Source organism: Arthrobacter sp. M4, from assembly GCF_020251205.1.
Classification (GTDB): domain Bacteria; phylum Actinomycetota; class Actinomycetes; order Actinomycetales; family Micrococcaceae; genus Arthrobacter.
In genome coordinates, this window is record NZ_JAIWYX010000001.1 from 292,441 (window position 1) to 308,822 (window position 16,382).

Below are 16,382 nucleotides of genomic sequence, written 5' to 3' on the forward strand. Positions count from 1 at the left end.
TCAGGCCTCCCGTCCGGCGATGGCACGCGTCTCAACAATGGCGCCGGCGATTTGTGCGAGCTCGCGCTCCGGGATCCGCCGGGCGCCAGCCCGGTTGACTGTGTAGACAACGGGCCAAAGTTGGCGAACGGGGTCCGGACCACCTGTTGCGGAATCGTCGTCAGCGGCATCGTACAAAGACTCAACCGCCACGCTCACGGCGGTGTCCTCGTCAAGGTTTGGCCGCCAAAGTTTCTTGAGTGCGCCGCGGGCAAAAACGGAACCTGAGCCAACCGAGTGGTGTTCCTGCTCTTCGTACCGGCCACCCGTCACGTCGAAGGAAAATAAGCGGCCCACGCCTGTCACCGCGTCAAAGCCGGCGAACAGCGGGATGACTGCCAGGCCTTGCAAGGCCATAGGGAGGTTGGCGCGGATCATCGCCCCCAGCCTGTTCGCCTTGCCGTCAAGGCTCAAGTGGGTGCCCTCGATTTTCTCGTAGTGCTCCAGCTCCACCTGGAAGAGCCTGGTGATGTCAATCGCGAGTCCCGCGGTCCCGGCAATGCCGAGGACGGAGTATTGGTCGGCCGGAAACACCTTTTCGATGTGCCTGCTGGCGATGAGGTTGCCCATCGTGGCACGCCGGTCCCCCGCCATCAGGACGCCGCCGGCGTAGGTGAGGGCAACGATGGTTGTAGCGTGCGGGACAGGAGGCAGCTCGCCGGCGGGCAGCACGCGGTTATACGGCAGCAGATCGGGCCTTTCGCGTTGAAGGTGTTCGGTAAAGGACGACGTTGCGTAGGCCGCGATCCGGCTGGCTGTGTGTTCCTGCACTACTGCACTCCTTCGACGCTGGTTCAAGCATCCGCGGGGCTGCCGCGGGTGCATCTGGCGGGGCGGCGCTGGCTTACTGGCCGCCCTTCTGCACAAACGCGCGGACGAATTCTTCGGCGTTGGATTCAAGGACGCCGTCAATCTCGTCCAGGAGGTCGTCCACGCCCTGGGTAGCTTCGGACGCCTGCGCTTCGGGCGCTGCGGGCGGGGCCTCAGGGATGTCCTCTTCAACCACTTCGCGCGCCTGGGGTTGCTGCTGCTCCTGGCCTGCCATTTCTTTCTCCATTCTGTGCGTCCCCCGCAGGAGACTAACTGTAAAGCCATAGTGCCACGCCGGAGGCCCGGATGGGGGGCTTTAAGCCGCAGGTGGAGCGGTGTTCAATCCAAGCAGTTCGGAGAGGAAAGACCCCGCGTCCTGGTGCCTGCCGAACAGCGCCCCGGTGAGCTTTTCCGTGCCTTTAAGAGGTTCCCGCGTGGGGACTCTTTGGAGCTTGCCGAAGCCGGGGACGTCGAAGATGACCGAGTCCCAGCTGGCCCCCACGACGTCCTTGCCGAAGGAGGTGACGCAACGACCCCGGAAGTAGGCTCGCGTGTCCGACGGCGGTGCGGTCACCGCCGCGGCGATAGCGCCGTCGTCGAGGATTCTTTGCATGCGGTTCCTGGCCAGCAGCCGATAGTAGAGCCCCTTTTCGGGCCTGATGTCCGCCCACTGCAGGTCGACAAGGCCAAGGCGGGCATCCCCCCAGGCAAGGCCGTCCCGTTGCCTGTACCCGTCCAGCAGTGACAGCTTCGCAAGCCATTCGACAGTTGATGCAGCCGAATTGATATCGGAGCCCAGTGCCGTGAGCGTGGACTCCCACTTGGCAAGCACGTCGTGCGTGTGCCCGTCACCCGTAACGGCGTCGGAAACGCCAGTCTCTTGGGCGCGCTTGGCGGCGGCCTCGTAGTACATCCATTGGATGTCCAGCGCTGAAACCCGGCGTCCGTCCACCAGGCGAAGAGTCCCTGTCAGTTCGGTGTCGTGGCTGACTGCCTGGAGCGCCGCCACCGGTTCGTGTACCTCGAGCTTGGGAGCCTGGCCAGACTCAATGAGACCAAGGACCATGGCCGTGCTGCCGAACTTGAGGTAGTTAGCCACTTGGCTCAGGTTGGCATCACCGATGATGACGTGCAGGCGCCGGTACTTGTCCGCTGTGGCGTGGGGCTCGTCCCTGGTGTTGATGATGGGCCGCCGGATGGTGGTTTCCAGCCCCACCTCCGCCTCGAAGAAGTCGGCGCGCTGGCTTATCTGGTAGCCGGGACGCGAGCTGTCCTGGCCAAGTCCCACACGACCGGAACCACACATGATCTGCCGCGTCACGAAGAACGGCGTAAGGCCCTTGATGATGTCGCCGAAAGGGACCGACCGAGGCATCAGGTAGTTCTCGTGCGAACCGTAGGACACGGATTTGTTGTCCGTATTGTTCTTGTACAGATTGATCGGCGGAAGATCCTGGTCCGCGGCAACCTTGCGAACAGTGGCCAAGGCCACCAGATCGCCGGCCGCATCCCATTTCACGGCGTCCCTGGGGTTGGTGACCTCGGGGCTGGAATATTCCGGGTGGGCGTGGTCCACGTACAGGCGTGCACCATTGCCCAAGACCATGTTCATCAGGAGCGACCCCGACTCGTCCGCGCCGTCGGCTTCCAATTCACGGCGGCCGTAGGCCAAGGCGACCGCTTCTGCATCCAGTACCGGCGGCTGGTCGGTCAATTGGCTTGGATCGGCGGCTGCCCGCTCCAAAGTCCAGCCGCGGGCATCGTGCAACGGTTCCTCGTCCGTGTAGTCCCAGCGCGTTTCCGCACCACCCGCGGCCCTCTGTCGGGTCAGCTGGGCGTAGGCCTGGATAATCCGGGCCGACATCATGGTGGCGTTCGCGCCGGGCGCGGAAGGAGCATGGATGCCATACTCGGTTTCGGATCCCATGACGCGCATGGCACCGCCCACCGGAAGCCCCTCCGGTGGGACGCCTTCGGCCCGGGCCGTCACAGGTACTGGCCTGTGTTGGGAGTGGTCTCGATCGACTTCCCGGGCTCCTGGCCTGCCTTGCCCTGGACGATGGTGCGGATGTAAGTGATGCGTTCGCCTTTCTTACCGGAGATGCGTGCCCAGTCATCCGGGTTAGTGGTGTTGGGCATGTCCTCGTGTTCCCGGAACTCGTCTACCACTGCACGCAGCAGGTGGTCGATTCGCAGGCCCTTTTGCCCTGTTGTCAGTAGATCCTTGATGGCATACTTCTTGGCCCGATCAACTACGTTTTGGACAACCGCGCCGGAATTGAAGTCCTTGAAATACAGCATCTCAGTGTCGCCGTTGGCGTAGGTGACTTCGAGATACTCGTTGGACTTGTCCGTGGAGTACATTGCCTCGACCGTGCGCTGGATCATGGCATCAACCGTTGCTTGTACGTCACCGCCGTGTTCGGAGAGGTCACTCTGGTGGAACGGCAGATCCGTGGTGATGTATTTGCTGAAGATGTCTGCCGCCGCTTCCGCGTCCGGGCGGTGGATTTTGACCTTCACGTCGAGGCGGCCCGGGCGCAGGATTGCAGGATCGATCATGTCCTCCCGGTTGGAGGCACCGATCACTATGACGTTGTCCAGCCGCTCCACGCCGTCGATCTCGCTCAGGAGCTGCGGGACGATCGTCGTCTCGACGTCGGAGGATACGCCAGTGCCGCGCGTACGGAAGAGGGAGTCCATCTCGTCGAAAAAGACCACTACGGGGCTGCCGTCCGATGCCTTCTCCCGTGCACGCGAGAAGATCAGGCGGATGTGCCGTTCAGTCTCGCCAACGTACTTGTCGAGAAGCTCAGGTCCCTTGATATTGAGGAAATAGCTCTTGAGGTCTGTGTTGCCGGCGCGCTCGGAGGCGCGCGCCGCCAGGGAGTTGGCCACTGCCTTGGCGATCAATGTCTTACCGCAGCCGGGAGGGCCATAGAGCAGGATGCCTTTGGGGGCCTTGAGGCCGTGCTCACGGTATAGATCGGGGTGCAGGAAGGGAAGTTCAACGGCGTCGCGGATCTGCTCAATCTGCGGCCCCAAACCACCGATGTCCTCATAGGTGATGTCCGGTACTTCCTCAAGCACCAGATTCTCAACCTCCGCGCGGGGAACCTTCTCAAGTGCGTAGCCTGTCCTGGTATCGATTGACAGTGCGTCGCCAACCCTCAGGGCCTGCCTCTGCAGGGCACCGGACAAACGGACCACACGTTCCTCGTCTGCACGCCCCACAACGAGGGCCCGGTCCGCGCCCAGCAGTTCCTTGAGGGTGACCAGTTCACCGGCACGTTCGTACCCAAGGCCGGCGACAACCAGAAGCGCTTCGTTCAGCAGGACTTCCTGGCCTACGGTCAGTTGGTTCATGTTGACGAGGGGGCTGAGGCCCACCCGCATCTTCCGTCCGGCGTTGAAGATGTCCACAGACTCTTCGGTGGCCGCCATTCCCGAATTCCCGGCCGTCGGTTGGCGACGGGGATTTAGCTGCAGGACGGTGCCAAAGCTGTAGGGCGGCTGTCCTTCCTGTTCAAGGGCAGCCTTCAGCCTGAGAATCTCTGCCTTTGCTGTTTCCAGCATGGACACAAGTTTGGTGTTGTTTTGGGTGGCAGCCGCCAGTTGGCGGTCAATGTGGCGAAGCTTGTCGCGAAGGATGTTGATCTGGCGCTCGGCTACGCTCACTTCCGCTTCCCCACTGGAGGATTGAAGGGCGGCACGCTCTAGCGAGCGGTCTCCAGCTGGGTTTGGCTCTTCCGAGGTTGGCCTGCCGAAGTCGTTGTTGTTCGACGTATCCACGATGCATCAGCCCCTTTCTGCGCTCCTATTAAGACCTTAGTCCCGAAACGCTATGCACCGATGGTGACATCCGCAATCCAAATTAGTTTGTGATCTTTGCAACGAATGTGACCGAAAAGCTGTTCCCGAGCAACAACTTAAGGGGTGTCGGGTGCGTCGTCCTTCACGTTGGTGCCCGCGATTGCGTCACGTGCAGCACGACGAAGCTTCTTGTCGGACACAGCCCGCTCTCCCACAGCGCTCGGTGTCCACGCGTTGAGGTCTTCTTCGCTGAACTCTGTCTTGGAGGGACGTCGCTTGACGGAGATCCCGGTGACACCCTCGGCGAGTCGGCGGGTTACGAGGAGGAAACCGGTGTGCGCCACCATCCTGTGGTCCGGCCGGACAGCCAGGCCTTCCAGATGCCATCCGCGAACCATCGACTCCCAGGCGTCGGGTTCGGTGAATCGCCCGTCGGCTCGGATCGCCTCGGCGGTTCGGGACAGTTGGGTGACGGTGGCCACGTAGTTGATCCAGACGCCGCCCGGAGCCAGTACCGTGGCGACTGCGTCCAGACACTCCCACGGGGCAAGCATGTCGAGCACCACCCTGTCGATGGAACCAGGTTCTTCGGCCCGCACCACTTCTTCCTGGAAATCTCCCAATGAAATCTTCCAGGCCGGATGGGCCCCGCCAAAGATGGTTTCGACGTTTCCGCGGGCTATGTCGGCGAACTCCTGGCGGCGTTCAAAGGAGTGGAGGTAACCGTTGTCCCCTACCGCGCGCAGGAGCGAAATGGACAACGCGCCGGATCCCACACCGGCTTCAACAACGCGTGCCCCCGGAAAAATATCGGCCATGGTGACAATTTGGCCTGCGTCCTTGGGGTAGACAACTGCGGCGCCACGCGGCATGGAGAGAACGAAGTCGGAGAGCAGCGGCCGGAGAGTCTGGTACTGCTGTCCAATGTTGTTGGTCACCACGGAACCGTCAGCCTGTCCGATGATGGCGTCATGGTTGAGGAAACCGCGGTGGGTGTGGAATGCCCCGCCCTCCTCGAGGGTGATCGTGTTCATACGGCCACGCTCGTCCGTCAACTGGACCCGCTCACCAACTCGGAAAGGCCCCCGGCGGCGTGCGGCGCCCGCGGGCTGCGCTGCAGCAATCGCAGGGGTCTTCTCGTTGGCGGCGGTCTCGCTGCTCATGGGGTATGTCCTCGCTCCTGTGTGCGTTTGTGTTCCGGATGCGGTCTTTGGCCGCACAGCCCAGGCCCGGAAAAAATCTCGACCGGCAGGTAACTCTACCGGCTCGGAAGTCAGCGGGTCCCGTTATCCCGTCGGTCTTTGCCCGTTATGGCCATCACCACGGCGTATTGCCGAAGGAGCCCGGTGACCGTTCCGGCGTCGTCGATCACGGCGTATTCTCCGCCGGTGAGCTTGGCCAGGTACTGAATCAGTTCCTGACCATGGGCTGTTTGCGGAACGTAGGCTCCGGCCTCCAGCCGATGGGCGACCGTGGTAATCGGCAGGCCCGCGGCCTGGGCCGGTGGAACACGGCGGAGGGCCTCGGGGTCCACGACGCCGACAGGCCGTCCGTCGGCAACTGAAGTCAACACAATCGCGGGCCCTTCCGGCCCGGCAAGGGGGTAGATCTCGGCGACTGTGGCTGTTTCCGGGACACCCACAGCAGGTTCTGCAAGCTCGGCGGCGTTAACACGCGGCAGCCGGCTTCGCATCTGTCCTTGTCGGATTGCGGCTGTTGCCCCCATCCAGAGGAAACCACAGACCAGGACCGTGATAATCATTTGGCTGGTGTCCGGCCGGAGACCTTGCAGGAACGGGCGGACGAGGAACCAGAACACCAGCCCTACAACGATGACCCGGCCAGCCCACCCGGCCGCAATAGTGCCTTTATCCTGACTCCCCGTGGCTTTCCACACAGCTGATTCGATGAGGCGTCCGCCATCAAGCGGCAATCCCGGGAGAACATTGAAGATGGCTATGAGGAAGTTGGCCCACATAAAGATGTTTACCAGCATGTCGGCCACCCCGCTGAGCACATCGGCGGAGATTAGCAGCCAGGTTGCCCCCGAGAGGGCGAAGTTGGCCGCAGGACCGGCCATGGCGACCACTACTGAACGCCCTGGCGATGCAACGAAGCTCTCAAACTGTGTGTGGCCGCCCCAAAGATTCAGGACGATCTTCTCGGTAGGCCAGCCGAAGGCCTTGGCGCTGAGTGCGTGAGCCAGCTCGTGGACCAGCACGGAAACTGCCAGGAGCAGGGCGTAGGCGAACGCCACCAGATAGGCGCTGAACCCCAGTGACCTGTTCTGCAGCTGAAGTGCCGGCCCGACCGCCAGCACTGTGAAGCCCGCGATGACAAACCATGAGTACGCCAGATAGACGGGTATCCCGGCGATGCGGCCCAGCGGTATGCCTTCTTTACGGCTGCCGAGGGGACCTAGTCCGCGGTGGCGGGGCGGTGCGTCAGTCACTGCGCGCCTTCGAGCAGGGACTCACCGTTCAGATCCTCTTCGGTTTCGATGAGTTCGCGCCGGACCACAAGTTCTTCGAGATCGGCCACAGTCTTCCCGGCCAGCGTTGCCCAGGTTTCCCGCCGCTCGTCGTCGGGAAGCGGGGTTTGATGCGGGATGCCTACGGTGATCACACCCGAGCCGAGGGCGGCAGTAACGCCGGGGATTGAATCTTCCAGGGCAACGCAATGCCCGACGCCGATGTTCGGTTCGGTTTCCCTCAGGCGTTCCAGGGCGGTCAAGTACGCTTCCGGGTGGGGTTTGCCCTGGCTGACTGTGTCACCAGTGAGCAGGAATTCGAAATATGGCTTGGGCAGGCTGGCTACCACCTCGCGCGCCAACGGGCCTTCGGACATCGTGACAAGCGCGCACCGCACTCCGGCGGAGTGCAGTTCATCAAGTAGCTCGCGGGCGCCGGGCCGCCACGGTACCTCAACGCGTATCCTGCGGATGACCTCTGCGCTCAGCGTATCGATGATTTCCCGACGGCTCATGCGGACACCGGCGTCTTGCAGCAGGCCTGCCGAATATGTCAGTGCCTGGCCAACCAGTTGCATGGCCTGTGTATGCGACCATGTTCCGCCGTGGGCGGTCACCAATTCGTGCTCTGCGGCAATCCAGTACGGCTCGGTGTCCACCAACGTTCCATCCATATCCCACAGCACGGCCTTCAGCACGGTGAGGCCTTAATTGCGGACAGTCCGGGAAGAGGATGCATGCTTTCCAGTCTACGTTGAACGTCGGAGCGGCCTGGACCGGCTACGCCCTTGGCGAATCCCGACCTCGACGCCGTCAGCGGCGGCAGCTCTGCAGCCCCGCGACTGCTGGCCGCCCCATCGCAGCAGAAACAGCGTCGCGGCACGCTTAATGCACTGCAACAGGCGCACTCTTGGACGTAGGGTGAGGGAATGAACAGCTTGGACGGAGCACCAGACGGACAGGACAGCGTGAGCGAGCCGGAGCGGTTTTTGCTTCCGGTGTCCGAAGGGAAGCGGATCACCGTGATGCTGGCCGCCTTCGAGGGCTGGAATGACGCCGGCGAGGCTGCCAGTGACGCGTTGCACTACTTGAATAAAGTCTGGAATGGCAAAAAAGTGGCGTCCGTGGATGCCGACGAATACTACGATTTCCAGTTCACGCGCCCCACGGTGCGGAGGACATCGGCGGGCGTGCGCAAAATCAAGTGGCCCTCGACGCGCATCTACCACGCAAGTGTCCCCGACTCCAATGTGGACATCGTTTTTATGCTTGGCACGGAACCCTCGTACAAGTGGCGTGCCTACACGGCAGAATTGCTTGTCCACGCGGAAGCCATGAAGGTCGATTACGTGGTTCTTGTGGGCGCCTTGCTCGCAGATGTTCCGCACAGCCGGCCTATCCCCGTGAGTGCCACCACCGAGGACAGCAGCCTGCGGGAGCGCCTAAATATTGAGGCGCCGCAGTACGAGGGGCCCGTGGGCATCGTCGGTGTGCTCGCCGAAGTAGCCATGCTTGCAGGGCTTCCCACGATCTCCCTCTGGGCCGCCGTCCCCCACTATGTAGCCCAGGCTCCTTCACCCAAAGCCCAGCTTGCCATCCTGCATCGGATCGAGGATCTCCTGCAGGTTCCCCTGGACACCCATGCCCTGGCCGAGGAAGCGGACGCCTGGGAACGCGGGGTCAATGAGCTCGCCACGGAAGATCCGGAGATCGCCGCGTACGTCAGGCAACTGGAAGAAGCCAAGGACACGGCAGATCTCCCCGAAGCGAGCGGCGAATCGATCGCGCGGGAATTTGAGCGGTACCTCAAGCGTCGAGGCAAGGAGAAGCCCTAGCGCCGAACTCTTTCTTTCCGCCAGTCCGGAGGGAAACCCGGAGCACTTGCAAGCAGAAGGCCCGGGCGGGAATTGGACCACTTCCGATTCCCGCCCGGGCCTTCGTGACGTTGTGACCGTCAGCCGCAGGAGCGGCCGGGAGGGGTCACCGTGCGCGTTTAAAGTTCGACGCCGAGCAGCGCGTTGATGGCGTCCGCCACCAAAGCGCGATCCGCCGTCGAGACCGGCCCCGAAAAGGATTCAGTTTCCGTGGCCCAGCGGTCGACGGCGGCAAGCGCGCCGGGTGCGTTGAGGTCGTCCGCAAGCTCACGCCGCATGGCGTCGAGGAGCGGCAAAGCCGAGCCTTCGCGAGCATTGCTGACTGCCGCGCGCCACGCTTCAAGGCGCTGTTTGGCCTCGATGAAGGCTTCATCAGTCCAAGACCAGTCAGACCTGTAGTGGTTGGCCAGAATGGCCAGCCTGATCGCCGAGGGTTCTTCGCCGGCCGCACGCAACGTGGAAACGAGGACCAGGTTTCCCTTGGACTTGCTCATCTTTTCGCCGTCCAGGCCAACCATGCCGGCGTGGGCGAAGTGCTCCGCCAGGGGCACGCCGGACAAGGAATAGGCGTGGCCGGCACCCATTTCATGGTGTGGGAAGACCAGGTCCGATCCCCCGCCTTGGACCGTGAACGGTGCCGGTAGGTACTTCTGGGCGATCACAGTGCATTCGATGTGCCAGCCCGGCCGGCCGTCGCCAAGGCTGGCTCCCGGCCAGCTCGGCTCGCCCTCCCGGGCTACGCGCCACAGGAGGGGGTCAAGGGCCTGGCGCTTGCCCGGCCGTCCTGGATCGCCTCCCCGTTCGGCAAAAAGTTCCAGCATCTCGGTCTCTCCAAGGCCCGAGACATCGCCCAAAGCCCAAGCGCCGGGGGCACCGGAAGCCTTGCCGGCCGCTTCGACGTCGTAGTACACGTCGCCGTCCGGTTCGCCCTCGGTTCCCGCCACGCGATAGGCCAGGCCCTCCGCCAGGAGCTTCTCAACGGCAGGCACAATGTCCGGGATGGCCTCGACTGCCCCGATGTAATGATCGGGTGGCAGGACATTCAGGGCCGTCATGTCATCCCTAAACAACTGAACCTGGCTGGCGGCGAGGTCACGCCAGTCCACGCCCGTCGCCGTCGCCCGTTCAAGCAACGGATCGTCGACGTCTGTCACGTTCTGGACATACTCGACGGTTTGCCCCGAATCCCTCCAGGCCCTGTTGAGGAGATCAAAGGCCACATAGCTTGCAGCGTGCCCCATGTGCGTGGCGTCATACGGCGTGATCCCGCAGACGTACATCGACTGAACCGCCCGGCCCTCGATGGTCGCCGCCTTACCCCGCACTGTGTCGAAGAGGCTCAGGCCGGACATTTTGCCGGGAAGCTGGGGAACAGGGCGGGAAGTCCACGATTTCACAGCCTCCACCATAGTGCTAGGCGCTGATGACATTGAAACCAAGCAACAGATAAAGGCCCAGCCCCAAAAGGATCCGGTACCAGACAAACAGTCGGTAACTTCGGGTGGAAACGAACTTGAGGAACCAGCCAATGATGACGTACCCGACCACGAAGGCGATAACCGTGGCCAATGCGGTTTCCGGCAGTCCGAAGGGGCCGCCAATGCCATCTTTCGCCAGCACTTTGTACAGCTGGTAAAGCCCGCTGCCGAAGACGGCAGGGATTGCCAGGAGGAACGAGTACCGGGCAGCTGCCTCACGGGTGTAGGCCATAAAGAGTCCGGCAGTGATGGTGCCGCCGGAGCGCGAAACGCCGGGAATTAGGGCCATGGCCTGCGCCAGGCCGTACAGGATGCCATGTTTGTAACTGAGGTCGGTCAGGTCCCGTTGCTGCCTGCCGATGGCGTCTGCAACGGCAAGGATGAGGCCGAACACAATAAGCATCGTCGCGACGAGCCACATGCTGCGCAACACCGACTCAATTTGGTCCTGGAACAACAAACCCAGCACAACGATCGGCAGGCTGCCCAGGATGACCAGCCAGCCCATGCGGGCATCAGGATCGTTGCGCGGTACCGTGCCCCGCAACGAACCGAACCACGCCCGGATGATCCTGACGATGTCGCGCCAAAAGAACACAATCACTGCGGTCTCAGTCCCAAGCTGCGTTATCGCCGTGAAGGCGGCCCCAGGGTCTGCGGCGTTAGGCATGAATTCGCCGACGATGCGCAGGTGGGCGCTCGAGGAAATCGGGAGAAATTCGGTGAGGCCCTGCACCAGTCCGAGCAGGGCTGCTTCAATCCAGTTCACGTGAATAGACCCTACGTCATGAACCCGTGCAACTGCCCGTAAGCTAGCTGCTATGCAGCAGCGTTACGTTGGCAACAGCGGATTCCGGGTATCCGCATTGTCGCTCGGGACCATGTCCTGGGCCCATGAGACCGATGAGCAGGATGCAGCAGAACTGCTACGCACGTTCGTTGACGCCGGCGGCACCCTTGTGGACACAGCGTCGTCATATGCGGACGGCCAGTCCGAGGCAATGCTGGGCACGCTGTTGGGAGACGTCGTCGCCCGTTCCGAGGTGGTGATCGCCACCAAAGCGGGCCTGACTCCTGCTGATCGGAGGAACCGGGTGGACGCGTCCCGGGGTGCGCTGCTTTCCGGACTCGACGCCAGCCTGGCGCGGCTCGGCACGGATTACGTTGACATCTGGTTCGCCCAAGCGTGGGACGGAAACGTGCCCTTGGAGGAAACACTGTCCGCTCTTGAGTTCGCTGTGAGTTCCGGTCGCTCCCGCTATGTGGGTGTCTCTAACTACAACGGCTGGCAGACAGCCAAGGCAGCAGCTGTTGCCGGCGTCACGCTGGTGGCCAACCAGTCCGAGTATTCGCTGCTGAACCGGAGGCCGGAGCAGGAATTGGTACCGGCCATTGAAGACGCGGGCCTGGGCCTGATGGCGTGGGGTCCGTTGGGACGTGGCGTGCTGAGCGGCAAGTATAGGGGCCAAATACCAGCTGAATCGCGCGCGGGCCGCGGGCGGTTGAGCGCGTACGTGGAACCCTACCTGGAGCCCGGTTCGTCACGAGTGGTTGAGGCAGTTGCAATGGCCGCCCGCGGACTCGGCCGGCAACCTCTTGACGTGGCCCTTTCGTGGTTGCTGGCCCAGCCGGCCGTTGCGACGGCGGTTGTGGGCCCACGGATGCCTGTGCAGCTTAAGGAACTCCTGGATGCCGCGCTGTCCACCTTGCCGGCGGAGATTTCGCGTGCACTCGAAGACGTCTCTGAGGGTACCGGACCTGCCGCGCGGAGCTAACGTCGCTGCGTAAGCAAGAGCTACACCCGCCTAACGGGTGCAGCTCTTTATGCCCGGCTCGGGCTATTGATCAAGGATCTCCAGCTCGTCTTCGTCATCCAGCGCGGTGCTTTCTTCCTCTTCGTCCTCCTCGTCGAACACCTGGAGAGGAGTAACTTCCGAGTAGGCTTCGTAGAGCGAATCCTCGTACACTTCAAAGGCGTCAGCGACGGCAAAAAAAGCCGCCTCGACGGCTGGATCCCCTTCGCCCCGGCGGGCAGAAACAGCAACAAGATGCTCTTCCAAAGCGGCAGTCAAAGACTGAAGCGCGACACGCGGATCGATGCTCATGACTTCACGTTAGTCTGAAAAGGACGAAAATGGAGAGCGATGAGGGAACAATTTCTGAGGAGTTCCGTCGAACGGGAACGGGACTACCTGCGGCAGTACGAGTACCTTGTACTGACAGTCAGCCCTGACGATTCCCTGCCCGAGGCTCGGCGCCGCCTGGTTGAGCACTCGGAGTATGGCAAGTGGGAGCTGGAACGCAGCAGGCTTTACATGGGCGGGGCCCGGCGATTCTGGTTGCGCCGGAAAATCATGCCTGTGCAACGCACGGCGTGACGCGGCTCCGCGTTTTTCCTTGTGCGGCACTGTTCGTTTGGCGGTTTAGCTTTCGAGCGGACCGAGCCAGGCGGTTGCCACGGTGTTGTGCGCCGACTCGTCGTCTGATGGATGAAAAATGCCCGCAAGCACGTCCCTGTACAGCCTCTCGAGCTCCGATCCACGGAAGTAGCTTGACCCTCCCGAAATGCGGATGGCCAGGTCCACCGCTGTGCGAGCCGTCTCTGTGGCCCGAACTTTGAGGCCCACAAGGCGGGAGAACCAGTGTTGCCCGTGGTCGACCAACTGATCAACGTCCCGGGTCACCGAGGCAAGGTGCGGATAGAGGCCGTCCATGGCCATCGCCGCGTCCGCCACCTTCCAACGGATGTCGGGATCCTGTGCGTAGCTGCGGCCCCCGAACTTGAACGACGTTCGTCGGGTTGCCGCTTCCACGGCTAATTCCAGCGCACGTTGGCCGATACCTGCGTAAACTGCGGCCAGCAAGGATTCGAAGCACGCGAAGATCGCGAAGATGAGCGGATCGGCATTAGGGCCTACTGGGAGTTTGCGGAACACGCGCCCTGCCGGAACCACGGCGCCTTCCAGCAGAGTTGTGCAGGACTGACTGGCCCGCATACCCAAGGCGTCCCAGTCATCCAGGATGCGGTAGCCTGCTGTATCCCGCGTGATAAAGCCGTGCACGAGCTCCCCGGCTCCGTCCCGGGCTCCAGCGTCCTTCCCGAAGATGCCGAGCCTTGTCCACACCGGTGAAAGGCTCGTAAAGATCTTGCGCCCCGTGAAGGCGTAGGAGCCATCCTCCAGGGGCTCTGCGGTGGTTGTCGAGTCGAACAACACCGAGTCATTGCCGGCCTCTGAGTTACCAAATGCGAAAATCTCATCGCCAGCGGCTTCCTCGAGCACGAAGGCCAGCGTGTTGTCGCCCCGGGCTGAGAGCAACTGGGCCACGCCCGTCCATACCAAATGCATATTGATGGCCAGTGCCGTGGCTGGTGCAGCCGTCGCGAGCCTGCGCTGCAACCCAGCCGTCGCTTCAAGCCCCAGGCCCAGTCCGCCGTCGTACTCCGGGACGAATGCTTTCAGGTACTTCGCAGCTTGAAGCTCTTGGAGGTCTTCGTGGAAGAACTCGTTGCGGCTGTCGTAGCCAGCTGCCCTGTCCCGAATGCGATTTAGCAGGGCATCGGGAAGGACATCCTCGGGAAGCATGGCTAGTAGCTGCTCAGCAGGCGGTTGAGTACGCGCGCCCCGAACTGGAGAGAATCGGCCGGTACGCGCTCGTCGACGCCATGGAACATGCCGGTGAAGTCCAACTCGTCCGGAAGGCGCAATGGCGCGAACCCATACCCAGTGACACCCAGGCGGCTCAGGGACTTATTGTCGGTTCCGCCGGACAGCGTGTAGGGAAGGACCTTGGCGCCAGGATCTTCGGCATGAAGCGCGTCCACCATGGAGTCCACGAGGCTGCCGGAGAAGGCAACTTCAAGCGATACGTCGTTGTGGACGCTGCTGACCTCAACCCCGCTTCCGGCGAGCTCCTTGACCACTTCAAGCACATGGTCCGCCTGGCCGGGCAGCGTGCGGCAATCCACCAAGGCCTCCGCGGATTCGGGGATGACGTTGTGCTTGTAACCGCCAGCCAACAATGTTGGGTTGGTGGTGTTCTGGAGCGTGGCGCCCACAAAACGCGCAACGGTCCCCAACTCCTTGAGGAGCGCGTCCGGGTTGTCCTGGTCGAATTCGACGCCGGTGAGTTCTGTTACGCCGTCAAGGAACTGCCGAGTGGTCGGCGTGAGTTCAATGGGCCAGCGATATTCACCGATGCGGGCGACGGCGGCTGCAAGCCGCGTGACGGCGTTGTCCGTGTTGATCTGGGAGCCGTGGCCGGCACGCCCGTGGGCGACCAGGTGGAGCCAGTTGAGTCCCTTCTCTGCCGTCTGCAGGAGATAGGTTCGCCGTCCGCCGATGGTCGCCGAGAAACCCCCCACTTCCGAGATTGCTTCGGTAGCGCCCTCGAACAGGTCCGGACGATGGTCAACTGCATACCGGGCACCGTGTTTGCCGCCAGCTTCCTCGTCCGCGAAGAACGCGAAGATGAGGTCGCGTTTGGGCTTGCGTCCAGTGCGGGCGAAGTCCCGCATCACGGACAGGATCATGGCGTCCATGTCCTTCATGTCTACTGCCCCGCGGCCCCAGATCAGTCCGTCCTTCAATTCGGCGCCGAAGGGGTCTACGGACCACTGATCTTTGAGGGCCGGTACAACGTCAAGGTGGCCGTGGACGACCAGTGCACCGGCCGAGGGGTCCTCGCCCTCGAGCCGCGTTACCAGGCTGGTGCGTCCGGGCTCCGATTCAAAAATTTCGACGTCGAGGCCTACGTCGGTGATCAATCCGGCGGCGTACTCGGCTGCCTTCCGCTCGCCCGGTCCGGAGCCGTCACCGTAGTTGGACGTGTCGATCCGGATGAGCTCCTGGCAGATCTGGACTACTTCATCCTCCGGCAGCACGCTGGTCATGGTGGCTCCTTAGCTCAAGTCGCAGGCTTTAGGGTCGCGGGCTCGATAGTGTTCATGGACGGGCTCGGCGCCGCTCCCCTCAGCCTACCCATCAGTCAGTCCCCCGGCTTCTCCGTTCGTCACTCAACAATGTTCCGACGGGGAATGGTGGGCCGGCGAGGCACGCTCCCGGACGGTTCTTTGGCCCTGACAAGGCCCGATTGTTTTTTTCGGGAAAGTTCGTGTTAGAGTTTTTCTCGCTGCTTCGGAGGAAAGCGAAGCGCTGAAAGGCGCAAAGCACAGCTTCGAAAACCACCTGCGCGGGTGGCGGAATGGCAGACGCGCTAGCTTGAGGTGCTAGTGCCCGATTAGGGCGTGGGGGTTCAAGTCCCCCTCCGCGCACAACGAAAACCCCGGAATTCCGGGGTTTTTTTGTGCCCAGAATTCGAGCCTCCGTGTTTTCAATCACAGAGTGTCTTAAATCACGGGACGCCCCTCCTTCTGGTCCCGGCGAACTGGTCCCAGCAGGAGAGGCGCCCTTCGGATGGCCTCATCCGGCTATGTCAGGCGTTGGCGGACGATATCGCTGACTGCCTTCCCATCGAAACGGCCCGCCACCTTTTCGCTGACCGGCTTCATGACTGCGGACATATGGCTGAGGGACAGCTCCTGACCCGCAGCCCGCATGTCGGCAATCGCACCGTCCACGATGGCTTCCACGTCGGCGGCCGACAGGGGCTCGGGCAGGTAGGTTTCGATGACCTCTGCCTCTGCGATCTCGGCTGCCGCCCGGTCGGCCTCACCGGCGTCGGTGTAGAGTGCAGCCGTTTCGCGGCGTTTGTGGGCTTCTTTCTGGAGCATCGTAGTGATCTCGGCGTCGTTCAGCTCCACGGGCTCCTTGCCCGCTTTCTCGCGCGTCTCGATCTCGCCCAGGACATTCCGTACGGTGTTGAGCGCGACCTTATCGTGGTCCTTCATGTGAACGACAACGTCAGCGTGCAGCCGTTCTTTTAATGTGCTCATGATGA

Annotated in this window: 16 protein-coding genes and 1 tRNA gene; 4 read left to right on the plus strand and 13 right to left on the minus strand. The window is 62.5% G+C overall.

The features are described 5' to 3' along the window. The 7 genes from prcB to LD110_RS01405 all read right to left on the minus strand — a co-directional run bounded on the left by prcB (position 1) and on the right by LD110_RS01405 (position 7,806). Complete coding sequence (gene prcB, locus LD110_RS01375) at positions 1 to 810, minus strand: proteasome subunit beta (RefSeq protein WP_225495816.1); 810 nt, start codon at positions 808 to 810, stop codon at positions 1 to 3. Positions 811 to 883: 73 nt separating this feature from the next. Further along, entirely contained in the window at positions 884 to 1,084 is a 201-nt protein-coding gene (locus LD110_RS01380; RefSeq protein ID WP_225495817.1) for a ubiquitin-like protein Pup, read from the minus strand. Positions 1,085 to 1,165: 81 nt separating this feature from the next. Next, positions 1,166 to 2,785, minus strand: a complete 1,620-nt coding sequence (gene dop, locus LD110_RS01385) for a depupylase/deamidase Dop (protein ID WP_225496402.1) — start codon at positions 2,783 to 2,785, stop codon at positions 1,166 to 1,168. Between the two features lie 50 nt (positions 2,786 to 2,835). Then, positions 2,836 to 4,641, minus strand: a complete 1,806-nt coding sequence (gene arc, locus LD110_RS01390; RefSeq protein WP_225495818.1) for a proteasome ATPase — start codon at positions 4,639 to 4,641, stop codon at positions 2,836 to 2,838. 137 nt (positions 4,642 to 4,778) lie between these two features. Beyond that, on the minus strand, positions 4,779 to 5,825 hold the full coding sequence (locus LD110_RS01395) for a tRNA (adenine-N1)-methyltransferase (RefSeq protein ID WP_225495819.1): 1,047 nt from the start codon (positions 5,823 to 5,825) through the stop codon (positions 4,779 to 4,781). A 110-nt stretch (positions 5,826 to 5,935) separates the two neighbouring features. Then, the gene (locus LD110_RS01400; RefSeq protein WP_225495820.1) at positions 5,936 to 7,114 is read right to left on the minus strand and encodes a site-2 protease family protein; all 1,179 of its coding nucleotides are present in this window, start codon (positions 7,112 to 7,114) and stop codon (positions 5,936 to 5,938) included. Continuing rightward, positions 7,111 to 7,806 (minus strand): HAD family hydrolase, encoded by a 696-nt coding sequence (locus LD110_RS01405; RefSeq protein WP_374200298.1) that lies wholly within the window; start codon positions 7,804 to 7,806, stop codon positions 7,111 to 7,113. The genes LD110_RS01400 and LD110_RS01405 overlap by 4 nt, the downstream gene beginning before the upstream one ends. Positions 7,807 to 8,061: 255 nt before the next feature. On the opposite strand from LD110_RS01405, the gene LD110_RS01410 reads away from it, so the two are divergent. After that, on the plus strand, positions 8,062 to 8,967 hold the full coding sequence (locus LD110_RS01410; RefSeq protein WP_225495822.1) for a PAC2 family protein: 906 nt from the start codon (positions 8,062 to 8,064) through the stop codon (positions 8,965 to 8,967). 158 nt (positions 8,968 to 9,125) lie between these two features. Here the strand turns inward: LD110_RS01410 and mshC are convergent, their stop codons facing one another. Both mshC and LD110_RS01420 read right to left on the minus strand, forming a co-directional pair. Then, on the minus strand, positions 9,126 to 10,403 hold the full coding sequence (gene mshC / locus LD110_RS01415; protein WP_225495823.1) for a cysteine--1-D-myo-inosityl 2-amino-2-deoxy-alpha-D-glucopyranoside ligase: 1,278 nt from the start codon (positions 10,401 to 10,403) through the stop codon (positions 9,126 to 9,128). 16 nt (positions 10,404 to 10,419) lie between these two features. Further along, on the minus strand, positions 10,420 to 11,253 hold the full coding sequence (locus LD110_RS01420; RefSeq protein ID WP_225495825.1) for an undecaprenyl-diphosphate phosphatase: 834 nt from the start codon (positions 11,251 to 11,253) through the stop codon (positions 10,420 to 10,422). A 52-nt stretch (positions 11,254 to 11,305) separates the two neighbouring features. On the opposite strand from LD110_RS01420, the gene LD110_RS01425 reads away from it, so the two are divergent. Beyond that, on the plus strand, positions 11,306 to 12,259 hold the full coding sequence (locus LD110_RS01425; RefSeq protein ID WP_225495827.1) for an aldo/keto reductase: 954 nt from the start codon (positions 11,306 to 11,308) through the stop codon (positions 12,257 to 12,259). Positions 12,260 to 12,322: 63 nt separating this feature from the next. On the opposite strand, the gene LD110_RS01430 is transcribed toward LD110_RS01425, so the two are convergent. Beyond that, complete coding sequence (locus LD110_RS01430; RefSeq protein WP_225495829.1) at positions 12,323 to 12,589, minus strand: hypothetical protein; 267 nt, start codon at positions 12,587 to 12,589, stop codon at positions 12,323 to 12,325. A 39-nt stretch (positions 12,590 to 12,628) separates the two neighbouring features. Here LD110_RS01430 and LD110_RS01435 point away from each other — a divergent pair, with 39 nt between their 5' ends. After that, positions 12,629 to 12,862: a DUF5703 family protein gene (locus tag LD110_RS01435; protein WP_225495831.1), complete on the plus strand. Its 234-nt coding sequence runs from the start codon at positions 12,629 to 12,631 to the stop codon at positions 12,860 to 12,862. Positions 12,863 to 12,907: 45 nt separating this feature from the next. On the opposite strand, the gene LD110_RS01440 is transcribed toward LD110_RS01435, so the two are convergent. Further along, complete coding sequence (locus LD110_RS01440; RefSeq protein ID WP_225495833.1) at positions 12,908 to 14,068, minus strand: acyl-CoA dehydrogenase family protein; 1,161 nt, start codon at positions 14,066 to 14,068, stop codon at positions 12,908 to 12,910. 2 nt (positions 14,069 to 14,070) lie between these two features. Next, positions 14,071 to 15,375, minus strand: a complete 1,305-nt coding sequence (locus tag LD110_RS01445; protein WP_225495835.1) for a M20/M25/M40 family metallo-hydrolase — start codon at positions 15,373 to 15,375, stop codon at positions 14,071 to 14,073. A gap of 297 nt (positions 15,376 to 15,672) precedes the next feature. On the opposite strand from LD110_RS01445, the gene LD110_RS01450 reads away from it, so the two are divergent. Further along, positions 15,673 to 15,756 (plus strand) — tRNA-Leu (locus LD110_RS01450). A gap of 156 nt (positions 15,757 to 15,912) precedes the next feature. On the opposite strand, the gene LD110_RS01455 is transcribed toward LD110_RS01450, so the two are convergent. Next, positions 15,913 to 16,377 (minus strand): GatB/YqeY domain-containing protein, encoded by a 465-nt coding sequence (locus LD110_RS01455; RefSeq protein ID WP_225495837.1) that lies wholly within the window; start codon positions 16,375 to 16,377, stop codon positions 15,913 to 15,915. Positions 16,378 to 16,382 lie beyond the last annotated feature (5 nt).

Coding starts and splice junctions, on each gene's coding strand:
- LD110_RS01380 (WP_225495817.1), bottom strand. CDS start 1,084: ATGGCAGGCCAGGAGCAGCAGCAACCCCAGGCGCGCGAAGTGGTTGAA.
- dop (WP_225496402.1), bottom strand. CDS start 2,785: ATGCGCGTCATGGGATCCGAAACCGAGTATGGCATCCATGCTCCTTCC.
- LD110_RS01395 (WP_225495819.1), bottom strand. CDS start 5,825: ATGAGCAGCGAGACCGCCGCCAACGAGAAGACCCCTGCGATTGCTGCA.
- LD110_RS01405 (WP_374200298.1), bottom strand. CDS start 7,806: ATGGATGGAACGTTGGTGGACACCGAGCCGTACTGGATTGCCGCAGAG.
- LD110_RS01410 (WP_225495822.1), top strand. CDS start 8,062: ATGAACAGCTTGGACGGAGCACCAGACGGACAGGACAGCGTGAGCGAG.
- LD110_RS01425 (WP_225495827.1), top strand. CDS start 11,306: ATGCAGCAGCGTTACGTTGGCAACAGCGGATTCCGGGTATCCGCATTG.
- LD110_RS01430 (WP_225495829.1), bottom strand. CDS start 12,589: ATGAGCATCGATCCGCGTGTCGCGCTTCAGTCTTTGACTGCCGCTTTG.
- LD110_RS01435 (WP_225495831.1), top strand. CDS start 12,629: ATGAGGGAACAATTTCTGAGGAGTTCCGTCGAACGGGAACGGGACTAC.
- LD110_RS01440 (WP_225495833.1), bottom strand. CDS start 14,068: ATGCTTCCCGAGGATGTCCTTCCCGATGCCCTGCTAAATCGCATTCGG.
- LD110_RS01445 (WP_225495835.1), bottom strand. CDS start 15,375: ATGACCAGCGTGCTGCCGGAGGATGAAGTAGTCCAGATCTGCCAGGAG.
- LD110_RS01455 (WP_225495837.1), bottom strand. CDS start 16,377: ATGAGCACATTAAAAGAACGGCTGCACGCTGACGTTGTCGTTCACATG.